The 17320-nt window shown below is 66.4% G+C and carries 17 protein-coding genes; 15 read left to right on the top strand and 2 right to left on the bottom strand.

Annotation, left to right across the window (positions count from 1 at the left end; translation table 11 throughout):
• Positions 1-72 precede the first annotated feature (72 nt).
• A complete protein-coding gene (locus CHRYSEO8AT_RS11290; protein ID WP_159850058.1) occupies positions 73-1356 on the top strand; it encodes a lytic murein transglycosylase in 1284 nt (427 codons plus the stop codon).
• A 41-nt stretch (positions 1357-1397) separates the two neighbouring features.
• Here CHRYSEO8AT_RS11290 and cysS read toward each other — a convergent pair whose 3' ends face one another.
• Entirely contained in the window at positions 1398-2849 is a 1452-nt protein-coding gene (cysS, locus tag CHRYSEO8AT_RS11285) for a cysteine--tRNA ligase (RefSeq protein ID WP_159850056.1), read from the bottom strand.
• 107 nt (positions 2850-2956) lie between these two features.
• On the opposite strand from cysS, the gene folE reads away from it, so the two are divergent.
• The 8 genes from folE (at position 2957) to CHRYSEO8AT_RS11245 (ending at position 10569) form a co-directional block, all read left to right on the top strand.
• A complete protein-coding gene (folE, locus tag CHRYSEO8AT_RS11280) occupies positions 2957-3586 on the top strand; it encodes a GTP cyclohydrolase I FolE (protein ID WP_159850054.1) in 630 nt (209 codons plus the stop codon).
• 179 nt (positions 3587-3765) lie between these two features.
• A complete protein-coding gene (locus CHRYSEO8AT_RS11275) occupies positions 3766-4200 on the top strand; it encodes a biopolymer transporter ExbD (RefSeq protein WP_159850052.1) in 435 nt (144 codons plus the stop codon).
• A 128-nt stretch (positions 4201-4328) separates the two neighbouring features.
• Positions 4329-6152 carry a gamma-glutamyltransferase family protein gene (locus CHRYSEO8AT_RS11270; protein ID WP_159850050.1) on the top strand — a complete coding sequence of 608 codons (1824 nt, stop codon included), beginning with the start codon at positions 4329-4331 and terminating at the stop codon, positions 6150-6152.
• Between the two features lie 233 nt (positions 6153-6385).
• Positions 6386-7111, top strand: a complete 726-nt coding sequence (locus CHRYSEO8AT_RS11265; RefSeq protein ID WP_159850048.1) for an SPFH domain-containing protein — start codon at positions 6386-6388, stop codon at positions 7109-7111.
• The gene (locus tag CHRYSEO8AT_RS11260) at positions 7108-7452 is read left to right on the top strand and encodes an MmcQ/YjbR family DNA-binding protein (RefSeq protein ID WP_159850046.1); all 345 of its coding nucleotides are present in this window, start codon (positions 7108-7110) and stop codon (positions 7450-7452) included. Before CHRYSEO8AT_RS11265 ends, CHRYSEO8AT_RS11260 begins: the two co-directional genes overlap by 4 nt.
• A gap of 53 nt (positions 7453-7505) precedes the next feature.
• Positions 7506-8348 carry an aldo/keto reductase gene (locus CHRYSEO8AT_RS11255; RefSeq protein ID WP_159850044.1) on the top strand — a complete coding sequence of 281 codons (843 nt, stop codon included), beginning with the start codon at positions 7506-7508 and terminating at the stop codon, positions 8346-8348.
• 18 nt (positions 8349-8366) lie between these two features.
• Complete coding sequence (locus CHRYSEO8AT_RS11250) at positions 8367-9029, top strand: Pr6Pr family membrane protein (protein WP_159850042.1); 663 nt, start codon at positions 8367-8369, stop codon at positions 9027-9029.
• 10 nt (positions 9030-9039) lie between these two features.
• Positions 9040-10569, top strand: coding sequence for a UbiD family decarboxylase (locus CHRYSEO8AT_RS11245; protein WP_159850040.1), 1530 nt, complete (start codon positions 9040-9042; stop codon positions 10567-10569).
• Position 10570: 1 nt separating this feature from the next.
• Here CHRYSEO8AT_RS11245 and CHRYSEO8AT_RS11240 read toward each other — a convergent pair whose 3' ends face one another.
• A complete protein-coding gene (locus CHRYSEO8AT_RS11240; RefSeq protein WP_159850038.1) occupies positions 10571-10855 on the bottom strand; it encodes a hypothetical protein in 285 nt (94 codons plus the stop codon).
• Between the two features lie 227 nt (positions 10856-11082).
• Here CHRYSEO8AT_RS11240 and CHRYSEO8AT_RS11235 point away from each other — a divergent pair, with 227 nt between their 5' ends.
• The 6 genes from CHRYSEO8AT_RS11235 to CHRYSEO8AT_RS11210 all read left to right on the top strand — a co-directional run bounded on the left by CHRYSEO8AT_RS11235 (position 11083) and on the right by CHRYSEO8AT_RS11210 (position 17246).
• Complete coding sequence (locus CHRYSEO8AT_RS11235; protein ID WP_159850036.1) at positions 11083-12015, top strand: DUF3829 domain-containing protein; 933 nt, start codon at positions 11083-11085, stop codon at positions 12013-12015.
• A gap of 100 nt (positions 12016-12115) precedes the next feature.
• Positions 12116-12748, top strand: a complete 633-nt coding sequence (locus tag CHRYSEO8AT_RS11230) for a hypothetical protein (protein WP_201304417.1) — start codon at positions 12116-12118, stop codon at positions 12746-12748.
• 128 nt (positions 12749-12876) lie between these two features.
• Positions 12877-14646, top strand: a complete 1770-nt coding sequence (locus tag CHRYSEO8AT_RS11225; RefSeq protein ID WP_370514239.1) for a M14 family metallopeptidase — start codon at positions 12877-12879, stop codon at positions 14644-14646.
• A 3-nt stretch (positions 14647-14649) separates the two neighbouring features.
• Positions 14650-15057 carry an MAPEG family protein gene (locus tag CHRYSEO8AT_RS11220; RefSeq protein WP_159850030.1) on the top strand — a complete coding sequence of 136 codons (408 nt, stop codon included), beginning with the start codon at positions 14650-14652 and terminating at the stop codon, positions 15055-15057.
• A gap of 39 nt (positions 15058-15096) precedes the next feature.
• Positions 15097-16452: a TldD/PmbA family protein gene (locus tag CHRYSEO8AT_RS11215; protein WP_159850028.1), complete on the top strand. Its 1356-nt coding sequence runs from the start codon at positions 15097-15099 to the stop codon at positions 16450-16452.
• A complete protein-coding gene (locus CHRYSEO8AT_RS11210; protein WP_159850026.1) occupies positions 16449-17246 on the top strand; it encodes a 3'(2'),5'-bisphosphate nucleotidase CysQ in 798 nt (265 codons plus the stop codon). Before CHRYSEO8AT_RS11215 ends, CHRYSEO8AT_RS11210 begins: the two co-directional genes overlap by 4 nt.
• Positions 17247-17320 lie beyond the last annotated feature (74 nt).

The following is a 17320-nucleotide window of genomic DNA, read 5'->3' as shown; positions in this document are numbered from 1 at the left end:
TTATGGCCGTGAAAAGGACATTCGCGCGGATGTCATTTCACGTCTGACCTCGGGGGCTTTAGTTTGAATCTCATGCGCTTTTCCTATCGCCTTCTTCTCATCGGCTGCGTCTCGGCCTGCGCCCCCATGTTGCCCGAGCCGCAGGTGGGCCTGCCGACGCCCCAGCCCCAGCCGCAACCGGGCGCGCCCGCCACGACCCCTGCTCCCGCGCCGCAGACGCCGCCCCTTGCCGCCTATGACCAGCAAGGGTTCGAGGGCTGGAAACAGGGATTCCTGGCGCGCAAGGGCGGCGCCCGCCGCGCCGACTACGCCCGCGAACTGGACGGCCTGGCGCCCGATCCGACGGTGATCCGCCTGGACCGCAACCAGCCGGAATTCTCCAAGCCCGCCGGGGCCTATATCCAGAACGCCGTGACGCCGGTGCGAATCGCCCAGGCCAAGCAGCGAATCGACCGGGTGCCGTGGTCGGTGGTCCAGCGGTTCGGCGTGCCGAGCGAAATCCTGGTCGGGGTCTGGGCGCAGGAGAGCGCCTTCGGTCAGGTCCAGGGCGACTATGACGTCATCCGCTCGCTGGCGACCCTGGCGTATGACGGCCGCCGGCGCGACTGGGCCGAGGGCCAGCTGAAGGACGCGTTGGACATCGTCGTGGACGGCCGACGCGAGCGCGCGGGCCTGAAGGGCAGTTGGGCCGGGGCCATGGGCCAGACCCAGTTCATGCCCGACAATTATCTGCGCCTGGGCGTGGATCAGGACGGCGACGGCAAGGTCGACATCTGGGCCGACGACGCCGACGCCCTGGCGTCCGCCGCCAACCTGCTGGCCCAGGCCGGCTGGAAGCGCGGCCAGGGCTGGGGATACGAAGTCGCCCTGCCCTCCGGCTTCGACTATGCCGAGGCGGAAGGGCCGAAACACAACTGGGCCTATTGGGCGGCCAAGGGCGTTCGCCTGGCCCAGGGCGGCACGCCGAACGGGGCCGAAGCCTTGGAAGAGGCGACCATCCTGCTGCCGCAGGGTGCGAACGGCCCGGCCTTTCTGGCCCTGCCGAACCATTATGTGATCCGCCGCTACAACAACTCGGTCAGCTACGCTCTGGCCATCGGCCTGACGGCGGACGGGATCATGGGCAAGCCGACCCTGAGCAAGGCCTGGCCCAACGACCCGTCGATGTCGCGCGAGCAGCGGATCGGAGCGCAGCGGGCGCTGACCCAACTGGGTTACGACACCCAGGGCGTCGACGGCGTGATCGGGTCCAACACCCGCGCGGCCCTGCGCCGCTGGCAGGTGGCGACAGGCCGGACCGCCGACGGATATCTGACGCCGACGCTGGCGGACGAGCTTATCCGCCGCTCAAACTAAATCTGGCTCCTCCCCATTTTATGGGGAGGAGACGATGCGTCTCAGCCCTTCATCCGCCAGGTGGCGCCTTCGGGGCCGTCCATAACGACGACGTTCAGTGCGTTGAGGCGGTCACGGATGCGGTCGGCCTCGGGCCAGTTCTTTGCGGCGCGGGCGCTAGCGCGTTGTTCCAGCAAGGCCTCGACCTCAGCCTTCAGGGCGGGATCGCCGCCCTCAAACCAGGCGTCCGGCGTCAGCGAAAGCACGCCGAGCAGGCTGGCGGCTTCGGCCAGGCTCCAGCGAGCCATGGCGACGTCGTTGATGTCCGCCTCGGCGTCGTTCAGCAGATCGCGAAGGGCGTTTCCCAGCCCGAACAGCTGGGCGATGGCGCCCGGCGTGTTGAGGTCGTCCTCCAGCGCGTCCAGCACCGGGTCCAAGGCGTTCTCGGCCAGCTCCATCTCGGCCTCGTCCAACGTGGCGGAGTCGAAATCGGCCAGGGCCGCGTCGGCGTCGCGCAGAACGCCATAAAGACGATCCAGGTTCTTGCGGCTCTGCTCCAGCAGCCCCTGGTTCCAATCCAGCGGCTGGCGATAGTGGGCGCTCAGCAGCGCCCAGCGGACGACCTCGCCCGGCATGGCCTGGACCAGGTCGTGCAGCAGCAGGACGTTGCCGATGGACTTGGACATCTTCTCGGCATCCACGGTCAGGAAGCCGTTGTGCATCCAGTAGCGGGCGTATTCGTCGTGCGCCTGATCGTCATGAGCATGGCCGTGGGCGCAGACGCCCTGGGCGATCTCGTTCTCGTGGTGGGGGAAGACCAGGTCGATGCCGCCGCCGTGGATGTCGATGGGCAGGCCCAGGGCCTGTTCGATCATGGCCGAGCATTCGATGTGCCAGCCGGGACGCCCCTCGCCCCAGGGCGACGGCCAGGACGGTTCGTCGGTCTTGGACGGTTTCCACAGGACGAAGTCGTGGGGGTTCTTCTTGTAGGGGGCGACCTCGACGCGGGCGCCGGCGATCATGTCGTCCAGGTTCCGGCCCGACAGCGCGCCGTATGACTTGTAGGACGAGACGTCGAACAGGACATGGCCTTCCGCCGCATAGGCGCAGCCGGCGTCGACGATGGCCTGAATCTGATCGACGATGGCCGGGATATAGTCGGTGACGTGCGGGGCCAGGTCAGGCGGCGACACGTTCAGCAGGCCCATGTCGGCGAGATAGGCGGCCTCGTAGCGGGCCGTGACATCGCCGATCGGCACGCCTTCGCGGGCGGCCTTCTGGTTGATCTTGTCGTCCACGTCGGTGACGTTGCGAGCGTAGACGACCTTGTCCGCCCCGTAGGTCCGGCGCAGCAGCCGTACCAGAACGTCGAACACCACCGGCGGGCGGGCGTTGCCGATATGGGCGTAGTCATAGACCGTCGGGCCGCAGACATAGAGGGTCACCCGGTTCGGATCGCGCGGTTCGAACAGGCGCTTTTCACGGCGCAGGGTGTCGTGGATGTGCAGCGGCATAAGAGAGGTGGACTTCGTTTTCTTGCAGGACGGAGGGTCCGTCCCATATAGCGGCCTGACATATAGTCTATCGTTTATAGAGGCGCCTGCCTCAACGGATCGAGTTCATGAGCGTCATCCCCGCCAAGCCCGTCCTCGTCAGCGACGAAACCCCCAAGCCTGCTGAAGTTGCACGCCCGTCGCGCGAACAGGCGCTGGAGGCCGTGCGGACCCTGATCGCCTGGGCCGGCGACAATCCGAGCCGTCCAGGCCTGATCGACACGCCCAAACGAGTGGTGGACGCTTACGGTGAATGGTTCGACGGCTATGACGCCGACGCGGGCAAGGAGCTGAGCCGCACCTTCGAGGACGTGACCGGCTATGACGACATGGTCATCCTGCGCGACATCGAGGTGGAGAGCCATTGCGAGCACCACATGGCCCCCTTCCTGGGCAAGGCCTATGTCGCCTATCTGCCCGGCGAGAAGGTGGTCGGCATCTCCAAGCTGGCGCGAGTGGTCGAGATCTATGCGCGGCGCCTGCAGAACCAGGAAACCCTGACCAACGACATCATCGACGCCATCGAATCGCACCTGCAGCCGCGCGGCGTGGCGGTTCTGGTGGACGCCGAGCATCAGTGCATGACCACGCGGGGGGTGCATCATCGGCACGTTTCGACCATCACGACCCGCTTCACCGGCGCCTTCAAGGACGATCCTGCCCTGGCGGACCGTTTTTTGAAGCTGGCCAAGGCCTGAAGCCCGATCTGGCCCCCGCCCACCGTGGGACTGTCGCGTATAATTGACGTTCGGGAACGCCGGATCGTTTAGAACCGCTTTACAAGCCCGCATCGGGACGCCAAGAACCGAACAAGCCTTCGGGCGATCCATAGGGAAATGCCGGCGCGGATTGCAGCCGGCGAGTAACGGAGACGAGCATGGCTGCGAAGATCGGCGGTTCCGGTGGGGACAAGCACACGATCGAACAGACGGCGGATATCAACATCACGCCGTTCATCGACATTCTGCTGGTGCTCATGATCATCTTCATGGTCGCCGCGCCGATGGCGACCGTCTCGATCCGTCTGGACCTGCCGCCGGCACAGCCGCCCACCAATCCGACCGAGGAAAAGGAACCGGTGTACATCACCATTCAGGACACCGGTCAGCTGTTCATCGCCGAGAAGCAAACCTCGATCGACAACCTGGCGGCTGACGTCTGCACGGCCCTGGGCGGCGGTTCCTGCCAGGAAGAGCGCGTCTTCGTCCGCGCTCAGCCGGAAGTGAAATACTCGCAGTTCATGGAAGTCATGAACAAGATGCAGGAGAACGGCTTCTTCAAGGTCGGTCTGCTGAACGAAGACATCAGCTGAGTTCACGCTCACGCGAAACTATCAGGGCCGCGTTCCGAAAGGGACGCGGCCTTTTTCTTTGTCGTAAGGCTTGCGGGACAGGCCGGACATCCCCTTGATGCCGCATCGGTTGTTCGAGGATTTCGCCCATGCGTCGTCGCACCTTCCTGTCCGCCCTTCCCGTCGGGATGCTGGCCACGACCGCAGCCCAGGCGCAGCAGCCCGCGCCGGCGTCGGTAGCCCCTGCCCCTGCCCCTGCCCGTCCGGCCGATCCCTATGCGGGCGTCGGCATCGGCGACCGGATCAGCGGGCCGAGGTTCATGGGCCGTTCCACCGTCTGGGGCGCAAACGGGGCGGCGGCGACGGCGCATCCAGCGGCCAGCCTCATCGGCATCGACACCCTGAGGCGCGGCGGTTCGGCCATCGACGCGGCCATCGCCATCAACGCTGCTTTGGGTTTCCTGGAGCCTGTGGCCAACGGCATCGGCGGCGACGCCTATTGCATGCTGTGGGACCCAAAGCAGAAGAAGGTCGTCGGGCTGAACGGCTCGGGCGCCAGTCCGCGCAGCCTCAGCCTTGAGACGGCGCGCTCCAAGGCCATCGACGGCTACCTGCCCCGCTATGGCGCGGTGACGGTCAATGTGCCGGGTACGGTGGACGCTTGGTGGAGCGCGCATCAGCGCTATGGAAAACTGCCGTGGAAGGACGTGCTGCTGCCGGTCGCCGAACTGTGCGAGCAGGGCGTGCCCGTGCCCCAGGTCATCGCCTACTACCTGGAACGCAACATGGCCGCCTTCGACCGGGGCCAGATCCCGATCGAGGAGAACGACAACAGGAAGCGCATCTGGGCCGCCGGCGGCGCGACACCCAAGGTGGGCGAGGTTTTCGCCAACCCCTATCTGGGCAAGACCCTGAGACTGATCGCCGAGGGCGGGCGCGACGCCTTCTACGAGGGGCCGATCGCGGATCAGATCGAGGCCTATTTCAAGCGAATCGGCGGCTGGATGACCCGCGCCGATCTGGCGGCCCACCACACCGAATGGGTCGAGCCGATCCAGACCAACTATCGCGGCGTGGATGTCTTCGGCCTGGGGCCGAACACCCAAGGCTTGTCGACCAATCAGATCCTGAACATCTGCGAACAGTTCGACCTGAAATCCATGGGCTTCCAGTCCGCCGCCTCGCTGCACGTCCAGGCCGAGGCCAAGCGGCTGGCGTTCGAGGACCGGGCGCGCTGGTTCGCCGACGACCGCTTCTCCAAGACCCCGGTCGAATGGCTGAACTCCAAGGCATACGCCGCCGAACGCGCCAAGCTGATCCGGCCGGACCGGGTGATGGACCGGGTCATGCCGGGCGACGCGCCGCACCACGGCGACACCACCTATTTCAGCGTCGCAGACGCCGACGGGATGATGGTCAGCTGGATCCAGTCCAACTATCGCGGCATGGGCTCAGGCCTGGCGCCGGACAATGGTTCGGAGCCGCTGGGCTTCATGTTCCAGGATCGGGGCGAGCTGTTCGCCCTGACCGACGGCCATCCCAATATCTATGCGCCCGGTAAGCGGCCGTTCCAGACCATCATCCCCGGTTTCGCGGTCAAGGACGGCGAGCCCTGGCTGGCGTTCGGCGTCATGGGCGGCGCCATGCAGCCCCAGGGCCAGGCCCAGATCATCATCAACATGGTGGACTACGGGCTGGAGCCCCAGGCGGCCGGCGACGCCCCGCGCTGGCAGCATTATGGCTCGTCAGAACCGACGGGCCAGCCGCAGGAAGGGACCGGCGTCCTACATCTGGAGAGCGGCGTGCCCGAGGCGACCAAGGCCCAGCTGCGCGCCATGGGCTGGACCCTGGGCGAGCCCGACGGCGGGTTCGGCGGCTATCAGAACGTGATGATGCAGCAGAACCCCGGCGGCCGCTGGACCTATGGCGCGGCGACCGAGATGCGCAAGGACGGGATCGCGTTGGCCTATTGAAGGCTGGACGCCGGGTCGCGCGGCGGTAAGGTGAGGCGGGGCTCTTGCCCCGTCAGAGGTCGTCTTGGCGCGACGCCCGGTCACGGGCGCGGTCAGCCGCAAAGGGACGCCTCACGTGTTTGGTCACAAGAAGGACGCCCGGCGCCGGCCGAAAGGCAAGCCGTGGACGGGCCATGCGGGCTTCGCGCCCCCGCCCTTCCGCCGCGGCGCCGGGCATCCCGATCGGAGGATGCATGTTCGATTCCTGGGGTCTGTCGGCCGTCGCCGTCGTCGTGGCAGTCGCTGTCGCCGTGGCGCTGCTGAGCGGCCGTCGGCGCATCAGGATCAACGCCTGGCAGCGCGGCGCCCTCTATGTGGACGGCGTCTATGAGCGTCTGCTGGATCCCGGCGTTCACTGGCTGTGGAAGACCGGCCGCAATCTGCATGTCCAGCCCGTCACCTTGGATCGCCAAGTGTACATGATCCGCGCCGACGTGATGTCGTCCGAACGCATGGCCCTGAGGTTGGCCGCCGCCGTCATCTATCGGATCGAGGACGCCGAACGGTCGATCCGGGAGCCGGTCGAACCCCAGATCGACCTGGCCGCCGGCGTCGCCCTGACGCGGTTGGCGGGCGAAATGACGCTGGAGGCCCTGCTGGCGCAGTCGCCAGACGCCAGCGCCGCCTTCGCCGCCCTGCTGGGCGACACGGTCGGCGCCGCACGCATCGAACAGGCCCAGATCACGGCCGTCATCCTGCCACCCGAACTGCGCCGCCTGATGACCGAGGTCGAACGCGCGCGTCTGGAAGGTCTCGCCGCCCTGGAACGCGCCCGTGGCGAACAGGCCTCCCTGCGCTCACTGGCCAATGCGGCGCGCTTGCTGAAGGACAATCCCGAACTGGCCCAGTTGCGCCTGCTCAAGACGGTCGAGAACGCCAAGGCCGCGACCGTCGTGCTGGGCGACGACCGCCGCCGATGACCCACGATGAGGTCCGCGCCCTGCTGCTGTCGTTCCCCAGCGTGGAGGACGGCGTGTCCTATGGCGAGGCGTCGTACAAGGTTGCGGGGAAGTTCTTCACCTGGCTGAGGCCTGCGCTGGACGACAGCATCGTGGTGCATCTGGACAATCGCGATGAGCGCGACCTGCTGATCGAAATGGACCCGGCGACGTTTCATTTCACCGACCACTATCGCGACTATCCGATCGTCCTGGCGCGGATCGCGACGGTCGATCCCGTCTGGTTGAAGGCGGCGCTGGACAGGCGATGGCGCAAGGTCGCGCCGAAAAGTCTGTCGAAACAGCATCTGCGTCTTACCTGAACGAGGTCGGGCGCCTAATTACACGCTCCCTGAACGCAGCGAAGGCGCGCCCCATGGCCTATGGCGACCAACCCACCATCACCGTCGACGACGTGGAAATCCCCCTGCTCGGTTTCGGCACCTGGCAGCTGGAGCCCGACGATGCGCGGCGCATGGTCGCCGAGGCGTTGCGGATCGGGTATCGCCACATCGACACCGCCTGGATCTACAAAAACGAGCAGGCGGTGGGCGAAGGCATTCGCGATTCGGGCGTGGCGCGCGAAGACCTGTTTCTGACCACCAAAATCTGGGTCGAGCATTTCGCCCATGACGCCCTGCTGAAACAGGCCGAGGAATCGGCGGCCAGCCTGGGCACGACGCCGGACCTGCTGCTGCTGCACTGGCCCAAGACGACGCCGTCGTTCGAGGAAACGCTGGGCGCCCTGAACGCCGCCAAGGACGCGGGGCTGACGAAGTCGATCGGCCTGTCCAACTTCCCGTCCAAGGAGTTTCGTCAGGCGCAGGGCCTGTCCAAGGCGCGTCTGCTGACCGATCAGGTCGAGCACCATCCCTATCTCGGCATCGACCAGCTGGTCGCCACGGCGGCCGAGCTGGGCTCGTCGATCACCGCCTGGTCGCCGCTGGCCCAGGGCAAGATCGCCGACGACGCCACCATCAGCGAACTGGCCAAGGCGCACGGCAAGACCAACGGCCAGATCACCCTGCGTTGGCTGATCCAGCACGGCATCATCGCCATTCCTCGCACCACCAAGGAAAGCCGGGCGCGCGAGAACTTCGACATCTTCGATTTCGCCCTGACGGACGAGGAGATGCAGCGGATGGATGCGCTGGATCGCGGCGAAAGACTGGGCGACTGGCTGGACCCGGCGTTCGAATGGGACAAGACTGGCGCCTGATCGACGACGGAGGCGCCCGTGCTGCGTGCAAGAGACCGGCCCAGGCTGTGGCGTTCAACCTTTGCGGTCGTCGGCTGGGCTGCACTGGCGCTTCAATATATCCTGATGGTCGGGCCTGAACCGCTCAAGGCGATGCCGGGCCTGACCGTCAACTTCTTCAGCTATTTCACCATATTGACCAATGTTCTGGCGGCGCTGGCCCTGACCGCGCCGCTGGTTCGGCCCGAGAGCCGGCTGGGGCGATGGGCGGCCAGCGAGGGCGTACGCGCGGCTCTCGCCATGTATATCGCCGTAGTCGGCCTGACCTATCATTTCCTGCTGTCGCACGTCTGGGATCCGCAAGGGTTGGCTTGGGCGGCCAACGGCCTGCTGCACTATGTGATGCCGATCGCGGTGGTGCTGGACTGGCTGATGTTCACGCCCAAGGGCCTGTTGCGGTGGCGCGATCCGGTGAAGTGGCTGGCGTTTCCCGTCATCTACACCGGCTGGACGGTGATCCACGGCTTCGCCTCGGGCTGGTGGCCCTACTGGTTCATGAACGTGCCCGTGCTGGGCTGGGCCAAGACCGGCTTCTGGGCCGTGGCCATGCTGGGTCTGTTCCTGGTGGTGGGGCTGGCGCTGGTGGGGGTGGATCGGGTGATGGGACGCGCAGCGCGTGACAGCGGGCCGCGTCCCGCCTAAGCGTCCCGGCATGGCCTACAAATCCCTGCGTGACTTCATCGACCAGCTGGAAGCCAAGGGCGAGCTGGTGCGGGTGTCCGAACCCGTCTCCACCGTGCTGGAGATGACCGAGATCCAGACCCGGCTGCTGCGGAACGGCGGGCCGGCGGTGCTGTTCGAAAAGCCGGTCATGCCGGACGGCACGATCAGCCCCATCCCCTGCCTGGCCAATCTGTTCGGCACGGTGAAGCGGGTCGCCATGGGCGTGACGCTGGAGGGCAAGGACCGGACGACGGCAGGCGAGCTGCGCGAGGTCGGGGAGCTGCTGGCCTTCCTGCGCAATCCGACGCCGCCGCGCGGCCTGGGCGACGCGATGGAGATGCTGCCGTTGATGCAGACCGTCATGTCGATGCGGCCCAAGGTGGTGAAGAAGGCACCGGTGCAGGAGGTGGTGCTGAAGGGTGACCAGATCGACCTGACCGCCCTGCCCGTCCAGTCGTGCTGGCCCGGCGAGCCGGCGCCCCTGATCACTTGGGGCCTGGTCGTCACCAAGGGACCGAGCGACGACCGCGAGGACGACTTCAACCTGGGCATCTATCGGATGCAGGTGCTGGGCAAGGACAAGGCCATCATGCGCTGGCTGGCCCACCGGGGCGGGGCCCAACACTATGCCCGGCACAAGAAGGCCGGAAAGCGCGAGCCCCTGCCCTGCGCCGTGGTGTTGGGGGCCGATCCGGGCACGATCCTGGCGGCGGTGACGCCGGTGCCGGACACCCTGTCGGAATATCAGTTCGCGGGCCTCATGCGCGGCGCCAAGGCCGAGCTGGTGCCGTGCAAGACCGTGCCGCTGATGGTGCCGGCCCAGGCCGAGATCGTGCTGGAGGGCCATGTCCTGCTGGACGAGTTCGAGGACGAAGGTCCGTATGGCGACCACACCGGCTATTACAACTCGGTAGAGAAATTTCCGGTATTTCAGGTCAGCGCCATCACCATGCGCCGCGACCCCATCTATCTGACCACCTTCACCGGTCGGCCGCCGGACGAGCCGAGCGTGCTGGGCGAGGCGCTGAACGAGGTGTTCATTCCCCTGCTGCGCCATCAGTTTCCGGAGATCACGGACTTCTGGCTGCCGCCAGAGGGGTGCAGTTACCGCATCGCCGTGGTGTCGATGAAGAAGGCCTATCCGGGCCACGCCAAGCGGGTGATGCTGGGCGTCTGGAGCTATTTGCGCCAGTTCATGTACACCAAGTGGGTCATCGTCGTGGACGACGACATCGACGCCCGGGACTGGAAGGACGTCATGTGGGCCATCTCGACCAAGATGGACCCGGCGCGGGACATCACCGTGATCGAATCGACGCCCATCGACTACCTCGACTTCGCCAGCCCCGAGAGCGGCCTGGGATCCAAGATCGGCCTGGACGCCACGGACAAGTGGCCCCCCGAGACGAAGCGCGAATGGGGCGAGGAAATCCGCATGGACGAGGCCGTGATCGAGCGGGTTTCCGACATGTGGGACCGACTGGGCCTGCCCGGCGACAGCGCCCCGATCTGGAAATAGATCAGGCGGGACCGGCCGCCGCCCCGAGGACGCCCAGGATGGCCACGGCGGCGGCGACATAGTTGATCCGCGACCGGGTGTAGGACCGCACCCGGTCCTTGCCCCTGATCAGCCGCACAACGAAATAGACGAGGGTGTGAACCGCGTAGAAGACGATCACCGGACCCACGAACAGCGCACCGAGCGCCCCGCCCCAATAGCCGACCGAAACCATCTTGGCGGCGGCGACGCCATTAAGCAGCAGGGCGATGAGGAGGGTGACAGCGAGGGCAATGATCTGGTGCATGACGGGTCCGAAGCTGACGGCGATGGAGAAACAATGCGGTCAAGCTTGATTGGCTCCCGACAATCCAAAGGCGAATTTTCGGCGGCCTGAAAACCGTGGCCAGTCAACCACTTGCGATTTACTCGCACTTAATTGGCGGTTTCCCGAGAACCTGACCTTGGCCGTAGCGTTCTCCTTGTCCACTCCGGCCAAGCTGAACCTTGGCCGGTCCAGGAAGGGAAAATCACATGAAGTCTCGGACAGCTGTTAGCGCCATGGCCTTGGTCTGCGCGATGACGATGGGCCTTGCGGCCTGCGGACAGGGCGACGCCAAAGGCGGGGCCGATGGGAAACCTCAGTCGGTCAGCGCCGCGACGGGCAATGAGGCCACGCAGCAGAAGCAGGGTCTCTATACCGAAGGCTTCAACAAGCTGATCGACGAACACTGGGGCGTGCCGGAAAACTTCGACAGCTATCAGAAGCTGGATATCCCGAACGCCAGCACGACCAGCTCGATCTCTTTCCCCGAGAACATCACCACGCTGGAAACGGCCATCGAGAAGCTGAAGGAAGGCAAGGCGCTGTCAGGCGGTAACCAGAGCCAACGCACCGATGCGGCGGTCGACAAGCTGCTGCCGCAACTGGAAGCCCTGCTGGCTCAGTGGAAGACGCTGGACCCCTATTATGAATCCCGCGCCTATCGCGAAGACGGTCTGGCCAAGGGCAAGGCGGCCCACGCCGCGCTGATGACGGCCTATCAGGGCGCGATCGCGGGGATCAGCGAATTGGATGCGGCCCTGAGCGAGTATCAGCGCGCCAGCAATGCGGCCAAGATCGAGGCCCTGACCAAGTCAGGCCACCCCGCCGAGGCCAGCCTGATCGACGCCATGCAGAAGGCCGACCACTTCACCACCGCCGTGATCGAGGACAATGCGGCCGAAGCGGATCGCCTGCTTCCCGAATTCGTCGCCGCAGCCGCCAAGCTGCGCACGGCCGAAGCCGGCCTGCCTGCAGACGATGAGAACAAGTCGGAGTTCGGCTCCATCGCCGGCTATGTCGACTCGATGATCGGCTCGTGGCGCGACTACAAGCAGAGCCAGAGCGACTATGAGCGCGAAAGCATCGTGGACGACTACAATCGCGCCATCGATCGCATGAACGACGTCGAAATGCCCGCCTGATGAGATCGCCGCCTCCGTCGCTCGCAAGCGATGGAGGCGGCGGACTGGCGATGCGGCGCCAAACGGTCTAGCTATCGCCCCCTGACATCGGGGGATGGCTGTGAGCGCATTCGAATTCTTCTTCAGTTTTTATGGCCTGCTGCTGGGCCTGTCGGTCGCCGAACTGGTGGGCGGGTTCGCGCGGGTCCTGCATGAGAAGCAGCGGATTCGGTTCGGCTGGCTGACGCCGATGCTGGCCCTGTTCGTGGCCATCGACATCGCCACCTTCTGGAACCAGGCCTGGGTCATCTTCCGGGGCGCGCCGTTCAACACCTTCGTGCTGCTGATCTCGCTCAGCATCGCCGCGACCTTCTATGTCGCCGCCAGCGTGACCTTCCCGCGCGTTTCGGCTGAGGGCGGCGACGAGCGGATGGACCTGGACGACCATTTCTGGGCCAACCGGCGGCTGGTGTTCAGCTGTATCCTGGCGGCCAATCTGATCGTCGCCGTGGTTGTGGTTATCCTGGCCCAGCTCGATCCCGGCTTCGCCCAGATCGCCAGTTCGGTGCGCCTGTGGGTCGGCGTCGCCATCTTCGTGATCGGCACGGCGACGGCGGCGTTCGCACCCTGGCGCAGGGTGGCTGTCGGAGCTCTGGCCGTCGTGCTGCTCTACAGCCTTTGGCAGATGGGGAACTCGGCGGCGCTGCTGCTCAAGGCCGGTGGGTGGGCGCCCGCGCTGGGCGGCGGCGGTTGAAACCTTGCCCAGCCCCTTGTCAGCCGCCTTCTTGTAAGCCGGGCGCAATCGGCTCACGAAAGGCCATGCAGTCCCCTCTTCTGGTTTCGGCCTTCCTTGCCGCCCTTGCCTGTAGCGTGAGCCCCGCCATGTCCCAGACGCTTCCCAACACCGCCCCCTGGGACCAGGCCTTCCTGCCGCCCGCGCCGGCCTGGGATGGGGCGTCCAAGGCCCTGTTGCGCGACGCGAGCGACCCGTGGGTCACAGCGTTCGAGGCCGATCCGGCGCATGATTTCAGCCCCGACTACGTCGATACCCGCGCCTGGTTCGACCGTCTGGATCAGGCCAGCGACCTGATCCGCATCGAGCAGTTCGGCGTCTCGCCCGAGGGGCGGCCCATCTATGCGGTAATCGCCTCCAAGGACGGCGCTGCGTTCGATCCGGCCAAGCCGGTGCTGATGATCCAGGCCGGCATCCATCCCGGCGAGATCGACGGCAAGGACGCGGGCATGATGCTGCTGCGCGACATCGCCTTTTACGGCAAGGACGCCCTGCTGGACCGGGTCAACCTGATCCTAATCCCGATCCTGAGCGTTGATGGCCATGAGCGGGCCAGCGCCTATTCCCGCCCCAACCAGCGCGGGCCGCGTATCCAGGGCTGGCGTAACACGGCGACCAACCAGAACCTGAACCGCGACTATCTGAAACTGGACCAGCCCGAGATGCGGGCGGTTCGCGGCCTGATCCTGAAATACCGGCCGGACCTGTATGTGGACGTCCACGTCACCGACGGCATGGATTACCAGTACGACGTCACCTACGGCTTCAACGGCGAGGACGGGGCGTTCAGCCGCTCGCCCAACGGCTCGGCCTGGCTGGATTCGATCTTCAAGCCGGCGATGAACACGGCGCTGGAGCGCGAGGGCCATATCCCCGGCGAACTGGTGTTCGGCATGGATGACGACGAGCCCAGGAAGGGTCTGTCGGACGGCGGCCTGGGCGAGCGGTTCTCGAACGGCTGGGGCTCGGCGGCGCATGTGCCGACCATTCTGATCGAGAACCACAGCCTGAAGCCGCACGAGCAGCGGGTGCTGGGCACCTATGTCTTCATCGAGGAGGCGATGCGGTTGCTGGCCGATCAGGGGGCGGATCTGAGGGCCGCGACCGATCAGGACGAGGCCCTGCGCCCCGCGCAGATCCCCGCCAACTTCGAGGCCGACGAGACGCCGTCCTCCACCCGGCCGTTCAAGGGCATCCTGTACGAGATGTACGACAGCCCCGCCTCGGGCCGGAAAGAAATCCGCTGGCTGGGACAACCGGATCCCGAGCTGTGGCAGATGCCTTTCTATGGCTCAAAGCCGACCCTGACACTGACGCGGCCGACCGCCTATTGGGTGCCGGGCTATCGCACCGACATCATCGAACGGCTGAAGACGCACGGGATCGCGATGGAGACGGTCGAGGCGCCGCGCACAGTCAATTTGTCGATGTTGCGGCTGGTCGAGCCCAAGCTGGCGACCCGGACCAACGAGGGTCACGTCCAGGCCTCGGTGAAAGCGGTCGAGGTCGAGAAGCGCGACTGGACCTTCCCCACCGGTTCGGTCCGGGTGCCGACGGATCAGCCGCTGGGCGACATCGTCGTCTTGTTGCTTGAGCCGCAGTCCAGCGAGAGCTTCTTCGCCTGGGGCATGTTCCCCGAGGTCATGAGCCGGGTCGAATATATCGAGGCCTACGCCATCGCGCCGCTGGCGGACAAGATGATGACGGCCGACCCCGCGCTGAAGGCCGAGTTCGAGGCTAAGGTCGCTGGCGATGCGGCGTTCGCGGCCGATCCGCAGGCGCGTCTGGCCTGGTTCTACGAACGCACGCCCTTCTACGACGACCACTATCTGCTCTACCCCGTCGGGCGCGAGAACTGATCCATGACCACACCGCTGATGTACGCCGTCCAGGCCGCCGCCCTGTGGAGCGGCCTGCTGATCCTGATGATGCTGGTGCTGTCGGGCATCGTGGTCAGCGGACGGCGCAAGCACATGGTGTCGTTCGGGGACGGCGGAAACTCGGACCTGATGGCCGCCAGCCGGGCCTTCGGCAATCTGGTGGAATATGCGACGCCGGGCATGATCGCCATGCTGCTGCTGGCCGCCGTCGGCGCGCCCGCCTGGATGGTTCACGGCGTTGGCGCGACCCTGCTGGTCGGACGGATTGTCCATGCCCTGGGCCTGCTGTTCCAGACCGGGCCGTCGCTGGGTCGGGTGATCGGCATGTTGCTGACCTGGGTGGCCTTACTGACGGCGGCCGTGGGCCTGATCGCCTTCGCCGTCGTCTGACGCGGTTGCGGTGCAGCAAGCCGTCCGCCATATCGGGGCATGACTGAAACCCTGGCTGCGCCCGTTTCCACCGATCTTCTCAACGACATCGTCCAGGCGGCCTTAAGGGCCGGCGCCGACGCCGCCGAGGCGGTCAGCGCCGATCGCCGGTCCCTGTCGGTCGGGGTGCGCAACGGCAAGCTGGAAGACGTCGAACGTGAGGAATCGCGCGACCTGGGCCTGAGGGTCTTCGTGGGCCAGCGCCAGGCGTCGGTCTCGGCCTCCGATCTTTCGCCCGCGACCCAGGCGCGACTGGTCGAACGGGCCGTGGCCATGGCGCGTCTGGCGCCGGAAGATCCCCATGCCGGTTTCGCCCCCGAGGATCGGTTGGCGCGCGGGCCGTTCGTCGATCTAGACCTGTTCGATCCCAGCGAGCGCAGCGCTCAAGTCCTGGAACAGGTCTCGGCCGAAGCCGAAGCGGCGGCCTTGGCCGTGACGGGCGTGGCGCGGTCGGAGGGCGGCCATGCCGGCTGGTCCTCCACCCGCTGGCGTCTGGTGACCTCGCACGGGTTCGATGGCGCCTATGAAGGTTCGGCCTTCTCGCTGGGCGTCGGCGTCATCGCGGAAAAGGACGGCGCGATGGAGCGCGGCGGCGAGAGCCGTTCGACCCGTCACCTGTCCGACCTGCCGGCCCCCGAGCTGATAGGGCGCACGGCGGGCGAGCGCGCGGTCGCCCGCGTGGGGCCGCGCAAGATCGCCTCGACCACGGCCCCGGTCATCTTCGACAACCGCATGTCGGGCCAGATCGTGTCGCCGGCCATCGGCGCCATTTCCGGCCCATCCATCGCGCGCGGCACCTCCTTCCTGAAGGAGCGGCTGGGCCAGCGGGTGTTCGCCGAGGGCGTAACCCTGATCGACGATCCATTCCGCCCGCGCGGCATGGGATCCACCCCGTTCGACGACGAGGGCGTGGCGGTCGAGAAGCGCGCCCTGTTCGAGGATGGGGTGCTGAACACCTGGCTGTTGAACAGCGCCGCCGCTCGCCAGTTGGGTCTGGAATCGACCGGCCATGCGGCGCGCGGTCTGGCCGGGCCGTCCGGCGTCTCGACCCACAATCTGCACATGGAGCCGGGCGAGCGGGATCTGGCGGGCCTGATGGCGGACGCCGGGACCGGCCTGCTGGTCACCTCCATGTTCGGGCCGTCGCTGAACGGAAATACCGGCGACTGGTCCGCCGGTGTGTCCGGCTTCTGGTTCGAAAACGGCGTGATCGCCTATCCGGTCAGCGAGGTCACGGTGGCGGGCAAGCTGACCGACCTGTATCTGCGCATTCAGCGCGGATCGGACCTGGAGTTCCGGGGCGGGTTCAACGTGCCCAGCCTGATGTTCGACGCGGTGGCCATCGCGGGAAAATGATGGATCTGGACGCCGACCTCGACCTGATCCGCCAGGCGGCCATCGACGCCGGGACGTTGGCTATCGCCGAACGCGAGGCGGGGCTGAAGATCGAATCCAAGGTCGGCGGCTCGCCCGTCACCAGCGGCGACCTGAAGGTGGACGCCATGCTGAAGGACCGGCTGCTGTCGGCGCGGCCGGACTATGGCTGGCTGTCGGAGGAGACGGCGGATTCGCCCGAGCGGCTGTCGAAGCGGCGCATCTTCATCGTCGACCCCATCGACGGGACGGTCGCCTATATGAAGCGGACGCCGTGGTGGTGCGTGCCCATCGCCGTAGTCGAGGACGGCGAGGTCGTCGCCGCCGTCATCCATGCGCCCGAAGTCGAGGAGACCTATGTGGCTGTGCGCGGCGGCGGGGCGCGACGCAACGGCCGGCCGATCCACGCCTCGGATGTCGATACCCTGGAGGACGCCTCCATCCTGGGCGATGCGCGACTGATCGAAGCGCCCTATTTCGACGACGAGCCCTGGCCGCCGATGCGGTTCTCCAAGCGCAACGCCCTGGCCTATCGGATGGCGCTGGTCGCCGCCGGCGCCTTCGACGCCGCCCTGGCCCTGACGCCGAAGTGGGACTGGGATGTCGCCGCCGGCTGCCTGATCGCGCAGGAGGCGGGCGCCAAGGTCAGCGATCACCACGGGCGGCCGTGGGCGTTCAACCGGCCGGATCCACGTCAGGCCAGCCTGGTCTGCGCGGCCCCGCTGATCCAGCCGATGATCGTGCGGCGGTGTAAAAACGTGCCTTTATCGACCTAAGGCGAGGGCGGAAAAACCCCGACCCACATTGATCCGAGGGCGTTCTCGGCCTATGCCGCGCGCAAACCTCCTCC

Origin of the sequence: Brevundimonas sp. G8 (assembly GCF_902506205.1) — a bacterium.
Taxonomy (GTDB): domain Bacteria; phylum Pseudomonadota; class Alphaproteobacteria; order Caulobacterales; family Caulobacteraceae; genus Brevundimonas.
The sequence above is the reverse complement of the archived record's forward strand: the minus strand, read 5'-3'. Positions and strand labels throughout refer to the sequence as shown.